This is a genomic window from Citrobacter sp. CK202 (assembly GCF_030333225.1).
Classification (GTDB): Bacteria; Pseudomonadota; Gammaproteobacteria; order Enterobacterales; family Enterobacteriaceae; genus Citrobacter_B; species Citrobacter_B koseri.
Map to the genome: position 1 here is coordinate 28,267 of NZ_JAOWGI010000027.1, position 22,678 is coordinate 50,944.

Below are 22,678 nucleotides of genomic sequence, written 5' to 3' on the forward strand. Positions count from 1 at the left end.
ATGGAACTCTATCTGGATACCGCGAACGTCGCGGAAGTCGAACGTCTGGCGCGCATCTTCCCTGTTGCTGGCGTCACCACCAACCCAAGCATTGTGGCGGCGAGTAAAGAATCCATCTGGGATGTACTGCCTCGCCTGCAAAAAGCCATCGGCAAAGAGGGAACGCTATTTGCCCAGACGATGAGCCGCGATGCGCAAGGAATGGTGGAAGAAGCCAAACGCCTGAGCAATGCCATTCCTGGTATTGTGGTGAAGATTCCGGTCACTGCCGAAGGTCTGGCGGCGATCAAACAGCTCAAAAAAGAAGGTATTACGACGCTGGGAACGGCTGTCTACAGCGCAGCGCAGGGCCTGCTGGCGGCGCTGGCAGGCGCAAAATACGTCGCCCCGTATGTCAATCGGGTTGATGCCCAAGGCGGCGACGGCATCCGTATGGTGCAGGAACTGCAAACCTTGCTGGAGATGCATGCGCCGGGCAGCATGGTACTGGCCGCCAGCTTTAAAACGCCGCGTCAGGCGCTGGATTGCTTACTCGCAGGATGCGAAGCAATCACCCTTCCTTTAGATGTAGCTCAACAAATGCTCAATACCCCTGCGGTAGAGTCAGCTATAGGGAAGTTTGAGCAAGACTGGAATAACGCATTTGGCCACATCAACCTGTGAGGGAAATAAAGTATGGACCACATTATTCAATCTCCTGGTAAATACATCCAGGGTGCAGATGTCATCACACGTCTTGGAGAATATCTCAAACCCCTGGCCGAACGCTGGCTGGTGGTCGGAGACAAATTTGTCTTAAATTTTGCCCAATCCGCGCTGGAGAAAAGCTTCCAGGATGCCGGACTGGCTCTGGAAATCGCGCCATTTGGCGGCGAATGTTCGCAAAATGAAATCGATCGTCTGCGTATCGTCGCAGATAAAGCGCAGTGCGGCGCCGTTCTCGGCATCGGCGGCGGCAAAACGCTGGATACCGCGAAAGCGCTGGCCCACTTTATGGATGTCCCGGTCGCTATCGCGCCGACCATCGCCTCTACCGATGCCCCCTGTAGCGCGCTTTCCGTGATCTACACCGATGCAGGCGAGTTTGAACGCTATCTGATGCTGCCGCGTAACCCGAATATGGTGATTGTTGATACCAAAATTGTCGCGGGCGCGCCCGCGCGTCTGCTGGCTGCCGGTATCGGCGATGCGCTGGCGACCTGGTTTGAAGCGCGCGCCTGTTCACGCAGCGGCGCGACCACGATGGCGGGCGGCAAGTGTACACAGGCGGCGCTCGCGCTGGCGGAGTTGTGCTATAACACGCTGATCGAAGAGGGCGAAAAGGCCATGCTGGCGGCTGAGCAGCATGTCGTCACGCCGGCGCTGGAACGCGTGATTGAAGCCAACACTTACCTGAGCGGCGTCGGTTTTGAAAGCGGCGGTCTGGCGGCGGCGCATGCCATACATAACGGACTGACGGCGATTCCAGACGCGCATCACTACTATCACGGTGAGAAAGTGGCGTTCGGCACGCTGACGCAACTGGTACTGGAAAACGCGCCGGTTGAAGAGATCGAAACCGCTGCGGCGTTGTGCCATTCCGTTGGCCTGCCGATCACGCTGGCGCAACTGGATATTAAGCAGGACATTCCGGCGAAGATGCGCACGGTGGCGGAAGCCTCCTGCGCGGAAGGCGAAACCATTCACAACATGCCTGGCGGCGCCACGCCGGATCAGGTTTACGCCGCCCTGCTGGTTGCCGACCAGTATGGTCAACGTTTCCTGCAAGAGTGGGAATAACGATCAGGAGAGACAAAAAGCCCGCAGATAGTGCGGGCTTTTTTTATTTGCCGGATGGCGCTGGCGCTCATCCGGCCTACACATTTTACTGAGATGGCTTACAGCAGATCGAAACGATCCAGGTTCATCACTTTCACCCATGCCGCGACGAAATCCTTCACGAATTTCTCGCGCGCATCGCTGCTGGCGTAAACTTCCGCCAGGGCACGCAGTACCGAGTTAGAACCGAATACCAGGTCTGCGCGGGTCGCCGTGAATTTCACCTCACCGCTCAGGCGATCGCGGCCTTCGAACAGCTCTTTCGATTCGTCCGCCGCTTTCCACTCGTTACGCATATCCAGCAGATTCACAAAGAAATCATTGCTGAGTACGCCCGGGCGGTCGGTAAACACGCCATTCTGGCTGCCATCAAAGTTAGCGCCCAGAACGCGCATCCCACCCACCAGCGCCGTCATCTCCGGCGCGGTCAGCGTCAGCTGCTGCGCTTTATCAATCAGCAGTGACTCGGTGGTCGACACATCAAGCCGTGCGCGATAGTTACGGAAGCCGTCTGCGATCGGTTCGAGAAGCTCAAACATCTCGATATCCGTCTGATCCTGACGAGCATCCACACGGCCTGGCGCGAACGGCACGCTGATGCTGACACCCGCCGCACTTGCTGCCTGCTCCACACCGACAACGCCCGCAAGGACGATGATATCGGCCAGAGACGCCTTCCCGGACGATTTCTGAATCTCTTCCAGAACCGGCAGAACGCGCGCCGCAGCGGCGTTCACATCCCAGTCTCGCTGCGGCGCTAAAGCCAGGCGAGCGCCGTTGGCGCCGCCTCGTTTATCGCCGCCACGGAAGGTTGACGCAGATGCCCATGCAACCGACACCAGTTCGCTGACGGAAAGCCCGGACGCGGCAATCGCGGCCTTCAGGTTGACGATGTCTTCCTGGCTCGGATTAAATACCGGCTGCGGCAGCGGGTCCTGCCAAATCAGATCTTCTTTCGGTACTTCCGGCCCGATATAGCGCGCTTTTGGCCCCATATCCCTGTGCGTCAGTTTGAACCATGCGCGGGCGAATGCTTCGTTAAACGCCTGCGGATCGTTGAGGAAACGACGGGAAATTTTCTCGAATTCTGGATCGAAACGCAGCGTCAGGTCAGTCACCAGCATGGTGGGTTTACGTTTCTTCGACGGATCGAACGGATCGGGAATGATTTCTGGCGCATCAACCGCTTCGAACTGGATCGCGCCCGCCGGGCTGCGCGTCTGCACCCACTCGTATTTGAACAGGTTTTCGAAGAAGTAATTACTCCACTGGGTCGGCGTCTGCGACCAGACCACTTCCAGACCCGAGGTAATCGCATCGCCGCCTACGCCGCTGCCGTAGTCACTGCTCCAGCCCAGCCCCTGCAATTCAATCGGCGCGGCTTCTGGATCAACGCCAACATGGGACGCCGCCGCCGCACCGTGGGTTTTACCCAATGTGTGACCGCCGCCAATCAGCGCCACGGTTTCTTCGTCGTTCATGCCCATATTGCCGAACGTCGCGCGGATAGCCGCAGCGGCGGAAAGTGGTTCACCGCTGTGATCCGGCCCTTCCGGGTTAACGTAGATAAGCCCCATTTCGGTGGCGCCCAACGGCGCTTTCGCCAGCGCTTCGGGATGACGGTGCGTCAGCCAGGCTTTCTCATCCCCCCAGTTCACATCAAGATCCGGTTCCCACACATCTTCACGCCCGGCGCCAAAACCGAACGTACGGAAACCGGAGTTCTCCAGCGCCACGTTACCCGCCAGAATAAACAGGTCGGCCCAGGAGATTTTCTGGCCATATTTCTGCTTGATAGGCCACAGCAGACGACGCGCCTTATCCAGGCTGACGTTGTCCGGCCAGGAGTTCAGCGGTGCAAAACGCTGCTGCCCGCGTCCGGCGCCGCCGCGCCCGTCGACGGAACGATAAGTGCCCGCGCCATGCCATGCCATACGAATAAACAGACCGGCATAGCTACCCCAGTCCGCAGGCCACCACGGCTGAGAATCGGACAGGAGAGCTTTAAGATCCCCTTTCAGGGCGGAATAGTCGAGTTTGCTAAATTCTTTGCGGTAGTCGAAGTCCTCACCCAGCGGGTTCGAACGGTTGGAGTGTTGATTCAGAAGATCTACACGGAGTTGGTTAGGCCACCAGTCGTGGCTGCTGGTGCCAGCACCCGCGCTACGGTCGTGGCTGCCCTGATGGAAAGGGCACTTCCCGGTAGACAATGAATTATGGGTATCGTCAGACATGCTCATCTATATGCTCCCTCTACAGTGTTATCGTTACGATATACATCACCAACGATAAGATATAGTTGAAATAACCCACAGATTCGATAGCTAATATCTTTTAAATTTATGTATCAGGCGTCAGATCAAAATGTGCATAAAAAAGCCCTCCGAAGAGGGCTAATCATGTTACAGGCCGGGCCGCACACCCAACGTGTGGCAAATGGCGTAACTCATTTCAGCGCGGTTCAGGGTGTAGAAGTGGAAATCTTTCACGCCTTCACGGCTTAAGATCTTCACCATGTCCATCGCGATATTCGCCCCAACCAGCTTACGGGTTTCCGCATCGTCATCCAGGCCGTCAAACATCTGTGACATCCACGCCGGAATGCGCACGTTAGTCATATCAGCGAATTTCTTCGCCTGCTTAAAGTTGGAGACCGGCAGAATGCCCGGAATAATTTCGACATCAATGCCCGCAGAGACGCAGCGATCGCGAAAACGCAGGTAGCTTTCCACATCGAAGAAAAACTGGGTAATTGCGCGGTTAGCGCCAGCATCGACTTTGCGTTTCAGGTTGAGCAGATCCGCCTGCGCGCTTTTCGCTTCCGGGTGGACTTCCGGGTAAGCGGCGACGGAGATATCAAAATCGGCAACCTCTTTCAGTAAGCTGACCAGGTCAGCGGCATACATATCCGGCTTGCCGCTCCCCGGCGGTAGGTCGCCGCGCAGGGCAACAATATGGCGGATACCGTTATTCCAGTAATCCTGGGCAATGGTACGCAGTTCATCGCGGGTGGCGTCGATGCAGGTCAGGTGCGGCGCGGCTTCCAGGCCCGTACGCTCTTTAATGCCTTTGATGATGCTGTGCGTACGGTCGCGCTCACCGGAGTTGGCGCCGTAGGTCACGGAGACAAACTTCGGTTTCAGGCTGCTCAGTCGATCGATAGAGTTCCACAGGGTTTGCTCCATTTCACTGGTGCGCGGCGGGAAAAACTCGAACGAAACATTAATCTGACCCTGAACTTCCGCCAGGCTCTGATTCAGGGCTTCCCGCTGGTTGGCGTGAAAAAAGCTCATACCTTACCTCATCAATCGCATGTCATTATATGTTGTGTTGTGAACATCTATCCGTTTAGACGTCTGGATGTAAAAATGACCGAAAAGTGGGATGCCGTCAACAGAAAAATCACTGTTAAAGGTGAGGAATACTCAGACAACGTGAAAAAAATTCAAATCAGTCCGAAATGATGAAGGATTGCATCGCAAGCGTATTTAACCACCGCAACCGTACAGCGTTCTCAGGCAGCATCACCAGCCCGGCACGAATACGTAATTCAGTGTCGCTAAGTGCGCGGAATATCACGCCCTGGCGCTGAATAGCGGCAAACGAGCCCGGGAGCAAACTCAGGCCATCGCCGTGGGCGATTCGCGCGAGCAGCACATCATGTTCCAGCGGTTCTTCAAGGCAGGAGGGGGCGTAACCAGCGCGACGGAAAATGTGTCGGGTGTAGTCAAAAAAGGCCGGATTACGTTCCCGTTTGAACCAGAACAGCGGGCGGTGGTTAAGCGCAGTTAAGGAGAGCGACGTCAGGCTAGCTTCCGGCCAGACGGAGGGTAATGCGGCAATCAACGGTTCTTGCCAGTCGAGCGGCGTGACGCTTAACCCTGTGGCCTCAAGCGGCAGCGCCACCAGCGCCGCATCCAGTTTCCCCCGACGCACCTGGCGTACCAGTTCAGGCGAACCATGACGCACAATATGCAGCCTCTCCACACGCGTGTTCAGCTGCGCCTCCAGGGGGGCAAAAATCCCCTGCTCAAACGCGGTGCTCAGCCCTAAACGCAGCGATTGCGCGCCGGTTTGCGCCAGTTGATTCAGCGCAGCATACGTTTTGTCCTGCTGCGCCAGCAGCGGGCGGACGATTTCCAGCGCGCGCAGACCCTCATCCGTCAGCGTAAGTCCACGAGTATGACGGACAAAAAGCGTCACCCCCAGACGTTCTTCAAGCTGGCGAATATGGCGGCTCAGCGGCGGTTGCGACATAAACAGTCGCTGTGCCGCGCGGCTCATATTGTTCTCTTCCGCCACCACGGCAAAGTAGCGTAGCAGGCGGATATCCAGAGAGTGCAGAGGGGATGTTGTCATACCGAAAAGGTATCACGGAAACGGTATTATCCAAATCATTCCGCGCCCCCTATCCTCACGCCACAGACTCCAGACAAACGAGGAATACACTATGCATTCAGAACGCTTTATTACCGGTCAGAAAATGCTGCAACAGGTGGATGGCAAGGGTGGCGATGCGGTGATCGAAAGTTTGCAAGACATTGCGCCAGATTTTGCCCGCTATCTGATCGAATTTCCGTTTGGCGATATCTATTCCCGGCCAGGGCTGGATTTACGCAGTCGGGAAATCGCAACCGTCGCCGCGTTAACCGCGCTGGGCAATGCTACGCCGCAGTTGAAGGTACATATTGCCGCCGCGCGACATGTGGGGTTAACGCAGGAGGAAATTATCGAAGTGATAATGCAGATGGCGGTTTATGCCGGTTTTCCGGCTGCGCTGAACGGTCTGTTCGCCGCAAAAGAGGTGTTTGCAACTCGGTGAATCGCCGGGTGGCGGCGTTGCCTTATCCGGCCTACATATTCCGTAGACCAGATAAGCGCAGCGCCATCCGGCAACAAATACTACAGCAGCTGCGCCAGGCGGTTGATATCCGACTGAATCGCCCCGGCAGTGACGTCACGACCGGCCCCCGGCCCACGGATCACCAGCGGATTGTCGCGATACCAGCGGCTTTCGATGGCAAAGACGTTATCGCACGGCAGCAGCGCCGCCAGCGGATGTTCCGGGCGCACCGCTTCAACGCCAACGCGCGCTTTACCGTTGGCGTCGAAACGCGCCACGTAGCGCAGCACCAGCCCCATTTCACGAGCGGCTTCCAGACGCTGTACCATCTGCTCATTCAGCTCATCGCCATTTTCAAAGAAGTGATCGACAGATCCCTCTTCGCAGTGTGTGGGCACCAGCGATTCAACGCGCACCTGGTCCGGTTCGATGTCGTAACCCGCTTCACGCGCCAGAATCACCAGCTTGCGCATCACATCTTTACCAGAAAGGTCAACACGCGGGTCCGGCTCGGTCAGCCCCTGCTGCCAGGCCTGATCCACCAGATCGGTAAACGGTATGGAACCGTCAAATTGCAGGAACAGCCACGACAGCGTGCCGGAGAAGATCCCGCTGATCGACAGAATGGCATCGCCGCTGTCAATCAGATCGCGCACCGTATAGTTGATCGGCAGGCCCGCGCCGACGGTCGCGTTATACAGCCAGTGACGCCCGGTTTTTTCGAACGCGTCGTGGATCTGGCGATATTTATCGCTGGTGCTCGCCCCCGCCAGTTTATTGGCGCTGATGACGTGGAAGCCGTGGCTGGCGAAATCAAGATACTGATCGGCCAGTTGCTCGCTGGCGGTGACATCCAGCACCACCAGATCGTCATACGGGTGAGCGCGCATCCACAGGAACAGCGACTCTTCATCCTGCTCAATCGCTTCGTCATTGAAGAACGCCAGCGCACGGCTGGCATCCAGCCCTTCGTAGTTCAGCAGGCTGCGACGGCTATCCACCACGCCCGCCAGGACAAATTCAAACCCGGTACGCGCGGAGAGCGTGCTCTGCTCGCGGGCAAACAGTTCCAGCCAGCGGGAACCGATGTTGCCTTTGCCGAACAGCACCAGGCCGATGCGTTTTTCCGCGCGGAAAATAGACTGGTGCAGCCCCTGAATCAGGCTTTCGGTCGGGCCGGTGCGCAGTACGGCCACCAGGCTGATCCCCTCTTCCGACTGCCAGGTAAATTCAACCGGCTGGCCTTTCAGCTGTTGCCAGAAGCGGTGGCAGTGCAGCGGGTTACGGGTGACGCCAGCGCCAACCATCGCGACCAGCGCCAGCCCCTGACGCAGGCGCAATTCGCCCGGCAGGCCCGCTTCATCAAGAATTTTTAATGCGCTATCAGCGACTTCAGAGGTGTAGCAGAATTGCAGCAGATGGCGATCGTTATGCACGCCAACCGCCAGCGGACGCACCTGCGCCCGTTTCAGAATCTGGTCGACGTCTCTCCAGGCCAGTTTAAAGTCCTGGCTGGCGGGCACCTGAAATTCAATCAGGCAAACGTCATCATGACTGGTGACGATACGCGCCCCGGTGCCGGACGCCAGCACGCGTTCAATGCGCGTGGACCCCTGATCCGGCGTGTAGCTACAGCGCAACTGCAAATCGATATCGCTGCCGGAAACCGGCTGTAGGGTACGGGCGTGCAGAACCGGCGCGGCCAGACGCGCCAGCTCGCTGGCTTCATCCAGACGCAGCAGCGGCAGCAGGCAGGCATCTTTCACTTTACGCGGGTCGGCGCTGTAAACCCCGGCCACATCGCTCCAGATGGTGACACGGGAAACCCCCGCCAGCGCGCCAATTTGCGTGGCGGAATAGTCAGAACCGTTACGGCCCAGCAGCACCGTCTCGCCCGCATTGCTGCGACTGATAAAACCGGTAACGACCAGGCGCTTGCCCGGATGCTGCACCAGCAGCTGTTGCAGTAACGGGTAAGAGAGACCTTCATCTACCTGCGGCTGCGCGGCGCGTTCAGCGCGTAAAAACTCACGCGCGTCCAGCCATGCCGACGCCAGTCCTTGCTCATTCAGCACTGCGGACATCAGACGCGCAGACCAGATTTCACCATGCCCGACGACTTCGGCATAAACGGCATCGGTCACGCCGCTGTCGAGCAGCGCGGCAAGACGCTCCAGATCGCTAATGAAAGCGCTGATCAGACCATCCGCAACGTCGGCGGGAAGCAGCCCGCTGATCAGATCGCTCTGATAGCGGCGTAACGTCTGTTGCACCTGATGCGCGGAGAGGCGGTCGGTCTGGCTTAACTTCAGCCAGCTAATCAACTGGTTGGTGGTACTACCGGCGGCGGAAACAACCATCATATCGTCAGGCTGCGAGTACTCCGCCATAATGCCTGCGACACGCAGATAACATTTCACGTCTGCCAGACTACTGCCACCAAATTTATGCAGTTGACGACCCTTCGCCCCTGCCTGCGCAATCACACTCATGTTTACCCCTTGTTTGCAGCCCGGAAGCCATTTTCCAGGTCGGCAATTAAATCTTCGCCATCTTCAATACCGGTGGAGATACGCAGCAGCGTCTCTGAAATTCCGGCGGCAGCACGCGCTTCTGGCGCCATGCCTGCATGTGTCATCGTTGCGGCGTGGGAGATCAGGCTTTCAACACCCCCTAAGGATTCCGCCAGCGTAAACAACGACAGCCCGCCCAGGAAACGACGCAGCGTCTGCTCATCGCCATCCAGTTCAAAACTCAACATTGCGCCAAAGCCTTTTTGCTGGCGCGCGGCAATCTCGTGCCCTTGATTATCCGGCAGCGACGGATGATACAGTTTTTTCACCAGCGGCTGGGTTTGCAGATAGTCCACAATGGCCTGGGCATTACGCTGGGCCACGTCCATTCGCGGCGCCAGAGTACGCAGCCCACGTAGCAGCAGATAGCTATCAAACGCGCCGCCGGTGACGCCAATATTATTGGCCCACCATGCCAGTTCGGTGACAATCTCTGGATCTTTCGCAATCACCACGCCAGCCACCACATCCGAATGGCCGTTTAAATATTTCGTGCATGAATGCAACACCAGATCGGCGCCCAACGCCAGCGGATTTTGCAGCGCAGGGCTTAAAAACGTGTTGTCCACAACGCTCACCGCGCCCGCTTCTCGCGACAGCTGGCAGATTTTCGCAATATCCACCACGCGTAACAACGGATTACTGGGGCTTTCCACCAGCACCAGCTTCGGTTTTTCCGCCAGCGCCGCTTTCAGCGCCTGCTCATCGCCTTGATCGACAAACAGCACGCGATAACAGCCCCGCTTCGCCAGGCTGTCAAACAGGCGATAGCTGCCGCCGTAGCAGTCGTGCGGCGCCACCAGCAGATCGCCCGGTTTCAGGAACACGGTCGTCACCAGCAGAATGGCCGACATCCCGGTATTGGTCAGCACCGCGCCCGTACCGCCCTCCAGCTCCGCCAGCGCGCGCTGAACTACATCACGCGTCGGATTTCCACGTCGCGAATAGTCATGGGCGCGAGGTTCATTAAAACCAGTGAAGTTATAGGTGCTGGAAAGGTGAATCGGCGGGACAACGCAACCGTACTGCTCGTCGTCATTTAACCCGCTACGCACTGCGATGGTGGCCTGTTTACGCGTCATGTTGAGAAGTTCCTGGGCTGAATCGGTGAAAAGTCAGGCACCAGAGTAAACATTGTTACAATAGACGTCAATACATCTGGACATCTAAACTTCTTTGCGTATAGATTGAGCAAACTGGAAATAGCCGTTAAAATTATATGCATTAGCGCACATCTACAGACGCTTAACCCGTGTCACGATATCGCCTGTACGGTAAACTATGCGGGATTACGGCCAGGCACGACGATTCTGGCCCTTAACTAATGACGAGAAGATTAAAGGTATCTCATGGCTGAATGGAGCGGCGAATATATCAGCCCATACGCTGAGCACGGTAAGAAGAGTGAGCAAGTCAAAAAGATTACGGTTTCCATTCCTCTGAAGGTGTTAAAAATCCTCACCGATGAACGCACGCGTCGTCAGGTGAACAACCTGCGTCACGCCACCAACAGCGAACTGCTGTGTGAAGCGTTTCTGCATGCCTTTACCGGGCAACCATTGCCGAACGATGAAGACTTGCGTAAAGAGCGCAGTGATGAAATACCGGAAGAGGCCAAAATCATCATGCGTGAACTGGGGATCGACCCGGATACGTGGGAGTATTGATTTTTTTGCCGGATAGCAGCGGAAGGATTCAGTACCGCAGGTACTGATAAGCGTCAACGCCATCAGGCAAAGACAAAAAAAGCGCCTTTCGGCGCTTTTTTCTTTGACAGCAATAACTTATTTGCTGCCCGGGATGCTGAAACGCTTGTTGAAGCGGTCAACACGGCCACCGGTAGCAACATCACGCTGTTTGCCAGTGTAGAACGGGTGGCATTTACCGCACACGTCCAGGTTCAGGTCGTGACCTGCAGTAGAGCGGATTTTGATGACATTACCGCAAGAGCAGTTTGCAGTAATTTCTTCGTATTTCGGGTGAATATCTTTTTTCATGGGGAAACCTCGGTTTAAGGCCGCGTCGCTCTTCCAGCCCTAACGCCAGACACCACGCGATGTTGATAGTATAGGTCGATGATACAAATGTGTATCAAAGGCGGCGAATCATACAGAATTTGACCAGCGTATGCAAACTGATCCGCGCTCCCTCATCACAATGTGTATACTAACCCGCCAGAATTCAAGTCAGCCAGGATGATTACATGCCCGTCGCGCACGTTGCCTTGCCCGTTCCGCTACCCCGCACCTTTGACTATCTCTTGCCAGAAGGCATGACCGTCAAAGCCGGGTGTCGGGTGCGCGTGCCGTTTGGCAAACAGCAGGAACGCGTCGGGATTGTGGTGTCGGTCAGCGAGCAAAGCGAACTGCCGCTTAACGAACTGAAAGCGGTCGTTGAGGTACTGGACAGCGAGCCGGTCTTTTCCCCCTCCGTCTGGCGTTTGCTGCTTTGGGCGGCGGATTACTACCACCATCCAATGGGTGACGTTCTGTTTCACGCTCTGCCGATTTTGCTGCGCCAGGGGAAACCCGCCAGCAACGCGCCGATGTGGTACTGGTTCGCCACCGAAGACGGCCACGCTATCGATCTCAATAGCCTGAAGCGCTCGCCTAAACAGCAACAGGCGCTGGCCGCGCTGCGGCAGGGGAAGATCTGGCGCGACCAGGTGGCGGATCTTGAATTTAATGACGCGGCGCTCCAGGCGCTGCGTAAAAAAGGACTGTGCGAGCTGGCGAGCGAAACGCCCGGCTTTAGCGACTGGCGCACTCATTACGCCGTCTGTGGCGATCGGCTGCGTCTCAATACCGAACAGGCCACCGCCGTTGGCGCCATCCACAGCGCGTCGGACAGCTTTTCTGCCTGGCTGCTGGCGGGCGTTACGGGTTCCGGTAAAACAGAGGTCTATCTCAGCGTACTGGAAAACGTCCTCGCTCAGGGCAAACAGGCGCTGGTGATGGTGCCGGAAATTGGCCTGACGCCGCAAACCATCGCCCGCTTTCGCGAGCGCTTCAACGCCCCCGTCGAAGTTCTGCACTCCGGGTTAAATGACAGCGAACGTCTCTCAGCCTGGCTGAAAGCCAAAAACGGCGAGGCGGCGATTGTCATCGGCACCCGCTCATCGTTGTTTACGCCGTTTAAAAACCTCGGCGTCATTGTGATCGACGAAGAGCATGACAGCTCCTATAAACAGCAGGAAGGCTGGCGTTACCACGCCCGCGACCTGGCGGTGTACCGCGCTCACAGCGAACAAATCCCGATTATTCTCGGCTCGGCAACACCGGCGCTGGAGACGTTATGCAACGTGCGACAAAAAAAGTACCGCATGCTGCGCCTGACGCGCCGGGCAGGCAACGCACGCCCTGCCCTCCAGCATGTGCTGGATTTAAAAGGCCAGAAGATCCAGGCCGGGCTGGCTCCCGCGCTTATCGCCCGTATGCATCAGCACCTGCAGGCAGATAACCAGGTCATTCTCTTCCTTAACCGTCGGGGATTTGCTCCTGCGCTGTTATGCCACGACTGCGGCTGGATTGCCGAATGTCCGCGCTGCGATCACTATTACACGTTGCACCAGGCGCAACACCACCTGCGCTGTCACCATTGCGACAGCCAGCGCCCGATACCGCGTCAGTGCCCTTCCTGCGGCTCCACGCATATGGTGCCGGTCGGGTTAGGGACAGAACAGCTTGAGCAGGCGTTGGCGCCCTTCTTTCCCGGCGTGCCGGTCTCGCGCATCGACCGCGACACCACCAGCCGTAAAGGCGCGCTGGAGCAGCATCTGGCGGAAGTCCATCGCGGCGGCGCGCGCATTTTGATCGGCACGCAAATGCTGGCGAAAGGGCACCATTTCCCGGACGTCACCCTGGTAGCGCTGCTGGACGTTGACGGCGCGCTGTTCTCAGCGGATTTCCGTTCGGCGGAACGTTTTGCCCAGCTTTACACTCAGGTTTCCGGCCGCGCCGGACGCGCCGGAAAACAGGGCGAGGTGGTATTGCAAACCCACCATCCAGAGCACCCTTTGCTGCAAACCTTGCTGCACAAAGGCTATGACGCTTTTGCTGAACAGGCGCTGGCCGAGCGGCAAACGCTGCAACTTCCGCCGTGGACCAGCCATGTGATTGTGCGGGCGGAAGATCATAACAACCAGCAGGCGCCGGTGTTCCTGCAACAGCTGCGTAATCTGATTCAGGCCAGCCCGCTTGCGGATGACAAGCTCTGGGTATTAGGCCCGGTGCCTGCGCTCGCGCCAAAACGCGGCGGCCGCTACCGTTGGCAAATTTTGTTGCAGCATCCGTCGCGAATTCGTCTGCAACACATCGTCAGCGGCACGCTGGCGCTCATCAATACGCTACCCGAATCCCGCAAGGTTAAATGGGTGCTGGATGTCGATCCCATTGAGGGATAACGGGTCACGATGCGAGGCGGATCGTAAAATTAAATATCCATCACACTTTTTATGAAAATTCTGTAACCGCTTCCATTAACTATCTGATAAAAATGTTTTCGATGTGAGTTAAACAAGGATAGTTCTGCGCCTGATTTCCCAGGCGAGGAGAGAGTGTGAAACCGAAGAAACAGGTTGCTGCCGCTACAATGAAAGATGTTGCTATGAAGGCGAAAGTCTCAACAGCAACCGTGTCCCGTGCGTTAATGAACCCGGATAAAGTCTCCCAGTCGACCCGTAACCGGGTTGAACAGGCGGCGATGGAGGTGGGATATTTACCGCAATCAATGGGGCGAAATAGCAAACGGAATGAATCACGCACCATCCTGGTGATCGTCCCGGATATTTGTGATCCCTTTTTCAGTGAAATCATCCGGGGCATTGAGGTTACCGCCGCAAGCCACGGATATCTGGTGTTGATTGGTGACTGCGCGCACCAGAATCAGCAAGAGAAGACCTTTATCAATTTGATCATCACCAAACAAATTGATGGCATGTTATTGCTCGGTTCACGCCTGCCGTTCGACGCCAGCATTGAAGAGCAACGAAATCTGCCGCCGATGGTGATGGCCAACGAATTCGCGCCGGAGCTGGAGCTGCCTACCGTTCATATTGATAACCTGACTGCGGCCTTTAACGCCGTAAATTATCTGCATGAACAGGGGCACCAGCGTATCGGATGCATTGCCGGGCCGGAGGAGATGCCGCTGTGCCACTACCGTCTGCAAGGCTATGTGCAGGCGCTGCGTCGCTGCGGCATTACCGTCGACCCGCATTATATCGCCCGGGGCGATTTCACCTACGAGGCGGGCGGCCACGCGCTGCAACAGCTGCTTGCGCTTCCGCAGCCTCCGACCGCCGTGTTCTGTCACAGCGACGTTATGGCGCTCGGCGCGCTCTCCTGGGCCAAGCGTCATGGTCTGAAAGTCCCTGACGATCTGTCCATCATTGGCTTTGATAACATTGCGCTGGCGGAATTTTGCGACCCGCCTCTGACGACGGTTTCACAGCCGCGCTTCGATATCGGGCGCGAAGCAATGCTGCTCTTGCTCGACCAGTTACAGGGGCAAAATGTCAGCAGCGGCTCGCGCTTGCTGGACTGCGAGTTAATTATTCGTGGTTCGACGCGAGCCTTAACTTAAACCTTTAAGACTCACGTATCTGGTCAAAAGCCCGCCGCTTAAGTAACATGGCGGGCTGACGAACGAATAAATACAGCGAAACGATAGTGGCACAACGAGATTATGTACGTCGCGGTCAACCGGCACCTTCGCGGCGCAAAAAGAGCACCTCACGGAAAAAGCAACGCAACACGCCTGCGGTTTCACCCGCAATGGTCGCTATTGCGGCGGCTGTCCTTGTGGCCTTTATCGGGGGTCTGTACTTCATTACTCATCACAAAAAAGAAGAGTCCGAAACGCTGCAAAGCCAGAAAGTGACCGGCAACGGGCTGCCGCCGAAGCCGGAAGAGCGCTGGCGCTACATTAAAGAACTGGAAAGCCGCCAGCCGGGCGTGCGTGCGCCAACCGAGCCTTCTGCGGGCGGCGAAGTGATGAACCCGGAGCAGCTCACCAGCGAGCAGCGTCAGCTACTGGCGCAAATGCAGGCGGATATGCGCCAGCAGCCGACCCAACTTAACGAAGTGCCGTGGAACGAACAGACGCCTGAACAGCGTCAGCAGACATTGCAGCGCCAGCGTCAGGCACAGCAGCAGGTACAACAGCAGCAGTGGGCTAACACCCAGCCGGTTCAACAGCCGCGTACGCAGCCACGCGTGACGGAGCAACCGTACCAACAGCCACAGCAGCAACCGCGTACGGCGCAGACTGCACCTGCACAGCAGCCACGCCAGACGCAGCAGCCGAAACAGACGACATCCCAGCAGCCTTATCAGGACCTGTTGCAGACGCCTGCGCACACCACGACTTCTCAGCCTAAAACGCAGCAGGCCGCGCCGATCGCGCGTGAACCTGAAGCGCCAAAACAGACGGCAGAGAAGAAAGATGAACGTCGCTGGATGGTGCAATGCGGCTCCTTCAAAGGCGCCGAGCAAGCGGAAACCGTGCGCGCCCAGTTGGCTTTTGAAGGCTTTGACTCCAAAATCACCACCAACAACGGGTGGAATCGTGTGGTCATCGGCCCAGTCAAAGGCAAAGAGAATGCAGACAGCACCCTTAACCGCCTGAAGATGGCGGGTCACACAAACTGCATTCGACTCGCCTCCGGGGGTTGAAACCCCCAAAATCCCCCCCATTTATATTTGCATTATGCCCCGTACCGCGTGCGGGGCCTGTATTCTGCATTTGTAACCAAGGGGTCTGCTCGTGACAACAATAGTAAGCGTACGCCGTAACGGCCATGTGGTAATCGCCGGTGATGGTCAGGCCACACTGGGCAATACCGTAATGAAAGGCAACGTGAAGAAAGTTCGCCGTCTGTACAACGATAAAGTCATTGCGGGCTTTGCAGGGGGAACGGCAGACGCATTCACGCTGTTCGAACTGTTTGAGCGTAAACTGGAAATGCATCAGGGCCACCTGGTCAAAGCCGCCGTTGAACTGGCGAAAGACTGGCGTACTGACCGTATGCTACGCAAGCTCGAAGCGCTGCTGGCCGTCGCAGATGAAACCGCTTCACTGATCATCACGGGTAATGGCGATGTCATACAGCCGGAAAATGATCTGATTGCTATCGGCTCCGGTGGTCCCTACGCCCAGGCTGCGGCACGCGCACTGCTAGAAAATACCGAACTGGGCGCCCGCGAAATTGCTGAAAAGGCGTTGGATATTGCAGGCGATATCTGCATTTACACCAACCACTTCCACACCATTGAAGAATTACCGTCTAAAGCGTAAGGATCTCCCATGTCTGAAATGACCCCACGCGAAATCGTCAGCGAACTGAACAAGCACATCATTGGCCAGGACAACGCCAAGCGTTCCGTGGCGATTGCACTGCGTAACCGCTGGCGCCGCATGCAGCTCAACGAAGAGCTGCGCCATGAAGTGACGCCAAAAAATATTCTGATGATCGGCCCGACCGGTGTAGGTAAAACCGAAATCGCGCGTCGCCTGGCAAAACTGGCCAACGCGCCGTTCATCAAAGTTGAAGCGACAAAATTCACCGAAGTCGGTTATGTGGGTAAAGAAGTGGATTCCATTATCCGCGACCTGACCGACTCCGCGATCAAAATGGTGCGCGTTCAGTCTATTGAGAAAAACCGCTACCGCGCAGAAGAAATGGCGGAAGAGCGTATTCTCGACGCGCTGATCCCTCCGGCGAAAAATAACTGGGGTCAGGCTGAGCAACAGCAAGAGCCGTCCGCTGCGCGCCAGGCATTCCGCAAAAAACTGCGTGAAGGCCAGCTCGACGATAAAGAAATTGAGATCAATCTCGCAGCCGCACCGATGGGCGTTGAAATTATGGCGCCTCCGGGAATGGAAGAGATGACCAGCCAGTTGCAGTCCATGTTCCAGAACCTAGGCGGCCAGAAACAAAAACCGCGTAAGCTGAAAATCAAAGACGCGATGAAGCTGCTGATTGAAGAAGAAGCGGCCAAACTGGTGAACCCGGAAGAGCTGAAACAGGAAGCCATCGACGCCGTTGAACAGCACGGAATCGTGTTTATCGACGAAATCGACAAAATCTGTAAACGCGGCGAATCCTCTGGCCCGGACGTTTCCCGCGAAGGCGTACAGCGCGATCTGCTGCCGCTGGTAGAAGGCTGCACCGTCTCTACCAAGCACGGTATGGTGAAAACCGACCACATCCTGTTTATCGCCTCCGGCGCGTTCCAGGTGGCGAAACCGTCTGATCTGATCCCTGAGTTGCAGGGGCGTCTGCCGATTCGCGTTGAGCTGAAAGCGCTGACAACTGAAGATTTCGAACGCATTCTCACCGAGCCGAACGCGTCCGTTACCGTTCAGTACAAAGCGCTGATGGCGACTGAAGGCGTGGACATCGAGTTTACCGAATCCGGCATCAAACGCATTGCCGAAGCGGCATGGCAGGTAAACGAAACCACCGAAAACATCGGTGCGCGTCGTCTGCATACCGTTCTGGAACGTCTGATGGAAGATATCTCCTATGACGCCAGCGATCTGAATGGTCAGAGCATAACAATTGATGCGGAATATGTGAGCAAACATCTGGATGCGCTGGTCGCAGATGAAGATCTGAGTCGTTTTATCCTATAATCGCGTTCAATGCATTTTCATCACTGTTGATGGGGCTGAAAAGCCCCATTTTTATTGGCGCTAAATATGACTGAACAACAACAAATTAGCCGCTCCCAGGCCTGGCTGGAAAGTTTACGACCGAAAACGCTGCCGCTCGCGTTTGCGGCAATCATCGTCGGTACAGCGCTGGCATGGTGGCAAGGGTACTTCGATCCCCTGGTTGCGCTGCTGGCGTTGATCACCGCCGGGCTGCTGCAAATCTTATCGAACCTTGCCAACGATTATGGCGACGCCGTCAAAGGCAGTGATAAGCCTGACCGCATCGGGCCGCTGCGCGGGATGCAAAAAGGGGTGATCACCCGGCAGGAGATGAAGCGGGCGCTGATCATTACCGTGGCGCTGATTTGCCTCTCCGGTCTGGCGCTGGTGGCTGTCGCATGTCATACGCTGGCGGATTTTGTCGGATTCCTGGTGCTGGGCGGCCTGTCGATTATCGCCGCGATTACCTACACCGTCGGGAACCGTCCTTACGGCTATATTGGTCTGGGCGACATTTCCGTGCTGGTGTTCTTTGGCTGGCTCAGCGTAATGGGCAGCTGGTATCTACAGGCGCATACGCTCATTCCTGCGCTTATCTTACCTGCTACCGCCTGCGGACTGCTGGCGACCGCCGTGCTCAACATCAACAATCTGCGCGATATCAACAGCGATAAAGAAAACGGTAAAAACACGCTGGTGGTACGTTTAGGCGCGGTTAACGCACGTCGTTATCACGCCTGCCTGTTGATGGGTTCACTGGTCTGCCTGGCGCTGTTTAACCTGATTTCACTGCAAAGCCTGTGGGGATGGCTGTTCATCCTGGCCGCACCGTTACTGATTAAACAGGCGCGTTATGTGATGCGCGAAATGGAACCCGCTGCGATGCGCCCGATGCTGGAACGTACCGTTAAAGCCGCGCTGTTGACTAACCTGCTGTTTGTCGTCGGGATTTTCTTAAGCCAGTGGGCGGTTTAACTGACAAATATCAATGAACAATTGATGATTTTGCAAACAGTACGCATAGCGCGATATACTAAAAATTCTCGCAGCAACTGAACGTTAAGCCTATGAAATACGATACTTCCGAGCTTTGTGACATCTACCAGGAAGATGTCAACGTCGTGGAACCACTGTTCTCTAACTTTGGAGGACGGTCGTCGTTTGGCGGACAAATCATCACGGTAAAATGTTTCGAGGACAACGGGTTGCTCTACGATCTGCTCGAACAGAATGGCCGTGGTCGCATTCTGCTGGTCGATGGCGGTGGTTCTGTCCGTCGCGCGCTGGTCGACGCCGAACTGGCGCGTCTGGCTACGCAAAATGAATGGGAAGGGCTGGTCATCTACGGCGCGGTGCGTCAGGTAGACGACCTGGAAGAGCTGGATATCGGCATCCAGGCGCTTGCCGCGATTCCGGTAGGCGCCGCAGGTGAAGGAATCGGGGAAAGCGACGTCCGCGTCAATTTTGGCGGCGTGACCTTCTTCTCCGGCGATCATCTCTACGCCGACAATACAGGGATAATCCTCTCCGAAGACCCACTTGATATCGAGTGATCAAAAAAGGCACCGTAAGGTGCCTTTTTTATTGCGTTGCCGCTCATAAACGATGCCGACTGTAGGCCTGATAAGCGTAGCGCCATCAGGCGATATTGCAGTGCCGGATGGCGGCTTACGCCTTATCCGGCCTACAACGCTGAGCGCAGCCAACACCGCTACGGCTCAGACTTCTTCCATACGACCCAGCAGCGCCTGCAAACGATCCTGCCACCCGCTCTGCTGTTCTTTCAGATGGTTGTTCTCACGCTCCAGCTCTTCACGCTGATGCTGAGCAGACTGTACATCCTGCGCCAGGCTGTTGTTCTTTTCTTTCAGCTCTTCGATTTCCATCTGCAAAAGCGTAATGGTATCAATCGCCTGCTGTACTTTTGCTTCCAGTTTCTCAAACACTTCTAATGACATGGCCATACCTCTCCTGAATTGCAAGGCGACGCTTCACGTAAACGCGCACAATATATAGTGCCGATTGTATGAAGCCGCGCCATCCCTGTCCAGCGACATACCGCGTAGATTGCGGTTTGCAACACTTTTCATCCTTGTCCTGGTGACATAACTCACATAACTCTAAAGTGTTAACATATTGGTTAATGAAATGATTCAGCTCACACTCCTGGTTTGTCGTAAAACGCGCTTCATGGCGCGATAACGCTCATTTTATTGACGCAGTACACACATTTTGATTTCGATATTTCTCGTTTTTGCTCGTTAACGATAAATTAACAGTATGCCTACAGGCATCGAAGGCGTCAGTGACCTCTTCGCAAACAATAAACATTAAACTCTCTTCAGGATCCGATTATGAGTCAAACATCAACCTTAAAAGGCCAGTGCATTGCTGAATTTCTCGGTACTGGGTTGTTGATTTTCTTCGGTGTGGGTTGTGTCGCTGCTCTTAAAGTAGCAGGTGCTACTTTCGGTCAGTGGGAAATCAGTATCATCTGGGGTCTGGGGGTGGCGATGGCTATCTACCTGACAGCAGGTGTCTCCGGCGCACATTTAAATCCAGCCGTAACAATCGCACTGTGGCTGTTTGCCTGTTTCGACAAACGCAAAGTTGTTCCTTTTATCATTTCTCAAGTTGCCGGCGCGTTTTGCGCAGCGGCATTAGTTTACGGGCTTTACTACAATCTTTTCGCTGATTTTGAACAAACGCACCACATCGTCCGTGGCAGTATCGAAAGTGTTGATCTGGCTGGCACTTTCTCAACATATCCAAATCCACATATCAATTTTGTGCAAGCCTTCGCGGTTGAGATGGTAATTACCGCTATTCTGATGGGGCTTATTCTGGCGCTGACCGATGATGGTAACGGCGTGCCGCGCGGCCCACTGGCTCCTCTGCTCATTGGTTTACTGATCGCAGTAATTGGCGCCTCTATGGGGCCACTGACCGGGTTTGCGATGAACCCGGCGCGTGACTTCGGCCCGAAACTGTTCGCCTGGCTCGCTGGCTGGGGGAACGTTGCCTTGACTGGCGGTAAGGATATTCCTTACTTCCTGGTGCCGATGTTCGGCCCGATTGCGGGCGCCATTCTGGGCGCATTCGCCTATCGTAAACTGATTGGCCGCCATTTGCCGTGTGATACTTGCGTGGTTGAAGAGAAGGACACCACCACTACCGCACAACAAAAAGCTTCGCTGTAATGTGACTACGGGACAAAAAAATTATGACTGAGAAAAAATATATCGTTGCGCTCGACCAGGGCACCACCAGCTCCCGCGCCGTCGTGATGGATCACGATGCGAATATCGTTAGCGTGTCGCAACGTGAATTTGAGCAAATCTACCCGAAAGCAGGCTGGGTAGAACACGACCCAATGGAAATCTGGGCCACCCAAAGCTCAACGCTGGTTGAAGTGCTGGCGAAAGCAGACATCAGTTCCGATCAGATCGCAGCAATCGGTATTACTAACCAGCGTGAAACCACCATCGTCTGGGAACGTGAAACCGGCAAACCGATTTATAACGCGATTGTCTGGCAGTGCCGCCGTACCGCCGAAATCTGCGAACGCCTGAAGCGTGACGGCATGGAAGATTACATCCGCAACAACACCGGTCTGGTGATTGACCCGTACTTCTCCGGCACCAAAGTGAAGTGGATTCTCGATCACGTAGAAGGCTCCCGTGAGCGCGCACGTCGCGGTGAACTGCTGTTCGGTACGGTGGATACCTGGCTTATCTGGAAAATGACGCAGGGACGCGTACACGTCACGGATTACACCAACGCTTCACGTACCATGCTGTTCAACATCCATACCCTGGACTGGGATGACAAAATGCTGGATGCGCTGGATATCCCGCGCGCCATGCTGCCGGAAGTGCGTCGTTCTTCTGAAGTGTACGGCCAGACGAACATCGGGGGTAAAGGCGGCACGCGTATTCCAATCGCCGGGATCGCCGGTGACCAGCAGGCGGCGCTGTTCGGCCAGCTGTGCGTCAAAGAGGGGATGGCGAAAAACACTTACGGCACCGGCTGCTTTATGCTGATGAACACCGGCGAGAAAGCGGTTAAGTCCGAAAACGGACTTTTGACCACCATCGCCTGTGGCCCGACCGGCGAAGTGAACTATGCGCTGGAAGGGGCGGTGTTTATGGCTGGCGCATCCATTCAGTGGCTGCGTGATGAGATGAAACTAATCAGCGACGCATTCGACTCTGAATATTTCGCCACCAAAGTGAAAGACACCAACGGCGTATACGTTGTTCCGGCCTTTACCGGTCTGGGCGCGCCGTACTGGGACCCGTATGCGCGCGGCGCCATCTTCGGTCTGACCCGTGGCGTAAACTCCAACCACATCATCCGTGCAACGCTGGAATCGATCGCTTACCAGACGCGCGACGTGCTGGAAGCGATGCAGGCAGACTCCGGTATTCGCCTGCACGCCCTGCGCGTTGACGGCGGCGCGGTTGCCAACAACTTCCTGATGCAGTTCCAGTCAGACATTCTTGGTACGCGCGTTGAGCGCCCGGAAGTGCGCGAAGTGACGGCACTGGGTGCGGCGTATCTGGCAGGTCTGGCGGTGGGTTACTGGCAGAACCTGGATGAGTTGCAGGAAAAAGCGGTCATCGAGCGTGAATTCCGTCCTGGCATCGAAACCACCGAGCGTAACTTCCGTTACAGCGGCTGGAAAAAAGCGGTCAAACGCGCCCTGGCGTGGGAAGACCACGAAGAGTAATACTGATCTGCCGGATGGCGGCTTCGCTTATCCGGCCTACATGCTACATGCTTG

20 protein-coding genes are annotated in these 22,678 nt (G+C 56.0%); 13 read left to right on the forward strand and 7 right to left on the reverse strand.

The window, feature by feature from the left end; all coding sequences use genetic code 11:
* On the forward strand, positions 1-663 hold the full coding sequence (fsa, locus tag OGX84_RS15610) for a fructose-6-phosphate aldolase (protein ID WP_049008133.1): 663 nt from the start codon (positions 1-3) through the stop codon (positions 661-663).
* Between the two features lie 12 nt (positions 664-675).
* Entirely contained in the window at positions 676-1,779 is a 1,104-nt protein-coding gene (gene gldA, locus OGX84_RS15615) for a bifunctional L-1,2-propanediol dehydrogenase/glycerol dehydrogenase (protein ID WP_012133847.1), read from the forward strand.
* 98 nt (positions 1,780-1,877) lie between these two features.
* Here the strand turns inward: gldA and katG are convergent, their stop codons facing one another.
* The 3 genes from katG to OGX84_RS15630 all read right to left on the reverse strand — a co-directional run bounded on the left by katG (position 1,878) and on the right by OGX84_RS15630 (position 6,177).
* Positions 1,878-4,058: a catalase/peroxidase HPI gene (katG, locus tag OGX84_RS15620; protein ID WP_112001494.1), complete on the reverse strand. Its 2,181-nt coding sequence runs from the start codon at positions 4,056-4,058 to the stop codon at positions 1,878-1,880.
* Between the two features lie 162 nt (positions 4,059-4,220).
* The gene (gene metF / locus OGX84_RS15625) at positions 4,221-5,111 is read right to left on the reverse strand and encodes a methylenetetrahydrofolate reductase (RefSeq protein WP_012133849.1); all 891 of its coding nucleotides are present in this window, start codon (positions 5,109-5,111) and stop codon (positions 4,221-4,223) included.
* Positions 5,112-5,268: 157 nt separating this feature from the next.
* Positions 5,269-6,177, reverse strand: a complete 909-nt coding sequence (locus OGX84_RS15630; protein WP_112001493.1) for a LysR family transcriptional regulator — start codon at positions 6,175-6,177, stop codon at positions 5,269-5,271.
* Between the two features lie 91 nt (positions 6,178-6,268).
* On the opposite strand from OGX84_RS15630, the gene OGX84_RS15635 reads away from it, so the two are divergent.
* Positions 6,269-6,640 carry a carboxymuconolactone decarboxylase family protein gene (locus OGX84_RS15635; protein WP_012133851.1) on the forward strand — a complete coding sequence of 124 codons (372 nt, stop codon included), beginning with the start codon at positions 6,269-6,271 and terminating at the stop codon, positions 6,638-6,640.
* An 80-nt stretch (positions 6,641-6,720) separates the two neighbouring features.
* Here OGX84_RS15635 and metL read toward each other — a convergent pair whose 3' ends face one another.
* Positions 6,721-9,153, reverse strand: coding sequence for a bifunctional aspartate kinase/homoserine dehydrogenase II (metL, locus tag OGX84_RS15640; RefSeq protein ID WP_047459806.1), 2,433 nt, complete (start codon positions 9,151-9,153; stop codon positions 6,721-6,723).
* A 2-nt stretch (positions 9,154-9,155) separates the two neighbouring features.
* Entirely contained in the window at positions 9,156-10,316 is a 1,161-nt protein-coding gene (gene metB / locus OGX84_RS15645; protein ID WP_047459810.1) for a cystathionine gamma-synthase, read from the reverse strand.
* A 267-nt stretch (positions 10,317-10,583) separates the two neighbouring features.
* On the opposite strand from metB, the gene metJ reads away from it, so the two are divergent.
* Positions 10,584-10,901, forward strand: a complete 318-nt coding sequence (metJ, locus tag OGX84_RS15650) for a met regulon transcriptional regulator MetJ (RefSeq protein WP_012133855.1) — start codon at positions 10,584-10,586, stop codon at positions 10,899-10,901.
* Positions 10,902-11,018: 117 nt separating this feature from the next.
* Here metJ and rpmE read toward each other — a convergent pair whose 3' ends face one another.
* Positions 11,019-11,231, reverse strand: coding sequence for a 50S ribosomal protein L31 (rpmE, locus tag OGX84_RS15655; RefSeq protein ID WP_024130659.1), 213 nt, complete (start codon positions 11,229-11,231; stop codon positions 11,019-11,021).
* A gap of 206 nt (positions 11,232-11,437) precedes the next feature.
* Between rpmE and priA the strand changes: the two genes are divergently transcribed.
* From priA to rraA, 7 genes are all read left to right on the forward strand, one after another.
* A complete protein-coding gene (gene priA, locus OGX84_RS15660; RefSeq protein ID WP_047459815.1) occupies positions 11,438-13,636 on the forward strand; it encodes a primosomal protein N' in 2,199 nt (732 codons plus the stop codon).
* A 155-nt stretch (positions 13,637-13,791) separates the two neighbouring features.
* Positions 13,792-14,817, forward strand: coding sequence for a DNA-binding transcriptional regulator CytR (gene cytR / locus OGX84_RS15665; protein WP_012133858.1), 1,026 nt, complete (start codon positions 13,792-13,794; stop codon positions 14,815-14,817).
* A gap of 86 nt (positions 14,818-14,903) precedes the next feature.
* Complete coding sequence (gene ftsN / locus OGX84_RS15670) at positions 14,904-15,908, forward strand: cell division protein FtsN (RefSeq protein ID WP_024130660.1); 1,005 nt, start codon at positions 14,904-14,906, stop codon at positions 15,906-15,908.
* A 91-nt stretch (positions 15,909-15,999) separates the two neighbouring features.
* Positions 16,000-16,530 (forward strand): ATP-dependent protease subunit HslV, encoded by a 531-nt coding sequence (gene hslV, locus OGX84_RS15675; RefSeq protein WP_012133860.1) that lies wholly within the window; start codon positions 16,000-16,002, stop codon positions 16,528-16,530.
* A gap of 9 nt (positions 16,531-16,539) precedes the next feature.
* Positions 16,540-17,871, forward strand: a complete 1,332-nt coding sequence (hslU, locus tag OGX84_RS15680; RefSeq protein WP_012133861.1) for an ATP-dependent protease ATPase subunit HslU — start codon at positions 16,540-16,542, stop codon at positions 17,869-17,871.
* A gap of 66 nt (positions 17,872-17,937) precedes the next feature.
* Positions 17,938-18,867, forward strand: coding sequence for a 1,4-dihydroxy-2-naphthoate polyprenyltransferase (menA, locus tag OGX84_RS15685; protein ID WP_047459819.1), 930 nt, complete (start codon positions 17,938-17,940; stop codon positions 18,865-18,867).
* Between the two features lie 92 nt (positions 18,868-18,959).
* Complete coding sequence (gene rraA, locus OGX84_RS15690; protein WP_012133864.1) at positions 18,960-19,445, forward strand: ribonuclease E activity regulator RraA; 486 nt, start codon at positions 18,960-18,962, stop codon at positions 19,443-19,445.
* 165 nt (positions 19,446-19,610) lie between these two features.
* Here the strand turns inward: rraA and zapB are convergent, their stop codons facing one another.
* Positions 19,611-19,856 carry a septal ring assembly protein ZapB gene (gene zapB, locus OGX84_RS15695; protein WP_012133867.1) on the reverse strand — a complete coding sequence of 82 codons (246 nt, stop codon included), beginning with the start codon at positions 19,854-19,856 and terminating at the stop codon, positions 19,611-19,613.
* A gap of 390 nt (positions 19,857-20,246) precedes the next feature.
* Here zapB and OGX84_RS15700 point away from each other — a divergent pair, with 390 nt between their 5' ends.
* Both OGX84_RS15700 and glpK read left to right on the forward strand, forming a co-directional pair.
* Positions 20,247-21,092, forward strand: coding sequence for an MIP/aquaporin family protein (locus OGX84_RS15700; protein ID WP_012133869.1), 846 nt, complete (start codon positions 20,247-20,249; stop codon positions 21,090-21,092).
* A 23-nt stretch (positions 21,093-21,115) separates the two neighbouring features.
* Positions 21,116-22,624, forward strand: coding sequence for a glycerol kinase GlpK (gene glpK / locus OGX84_RS15705; RefSeq protein WP_012133870.1), 1,509 nt, complete (start codon positions 21,116-21,118; stop codon positions 22,622-22,624).
* Positions 22,625-22,678 lie beyond the last annotated feature (54 nt).